The organism is Alkalimonas collagenimarina (assembly GCF_030717845.1).
GTDB classification, from domain to species: Bacteria; Pseudomonadota; Gammaproteobacteria; order Enterobacterales; family Alteromonadaceae; genus Alkalimonas; species Alkalimonas collagenimarina.
In genome coordinates, this window is the sequence record NZ_JAUZVZ010000070.1 from 1 (window position 1) to 446 (window position 446).

General features: G+C 39.9%; 1 protein-coding gene. It reads right to left on the reverse strand.

Features of this window, described 5'->3' with window-relative positions:
• Positions 1–32: 32 nt before the first annotated feature.
• A partial coding sequence (locus Q3O60_RS17635; RefSeq protein ID WP_305895235.1) for an IS3 family transposase occupies positions 33–446 on the reverse strand: 414 nt, incomplete at its 5' end.

Here is a 446-nt window from a genome sequence, read left to right on the forward strand (position 1 = left end):
TGTGAAGTGACCCCATAAAGTTGGACTCATTTCTAAGCGGCTACCAAGGCCTGATTTCGATACTCTATCGGACTCAGGCCTTTTAGTTTGAGCTTAATCCGTTGATTGTTGTAATAATCAATATATTCTTCAATGCTTTGAATGAGTTCATCAGCACTTTTAAAAACTTCGTTGTGGTACATCTCCGTTTTTAATATCCCGAAGAAGTTCTCAGCTACTGCGTTATCTAAGCAGTTCCCTTTTCTAGACATGCTTTGCGCCAAGCCTTTGTTTCTCAGGTGCTGTTGATATCGTTTATTTTGATATTGCCATCCCTGATCAGAATGAACAATCGGATTTTCATTAGGGCTGAGTTTAGCTGTTGCTTTCTTCAGCATGTCAGTGACCAAGGATAACTTGACGGATTTACGAACCTCGTAACTGACCACTTCTTGATTAAAAAGGTC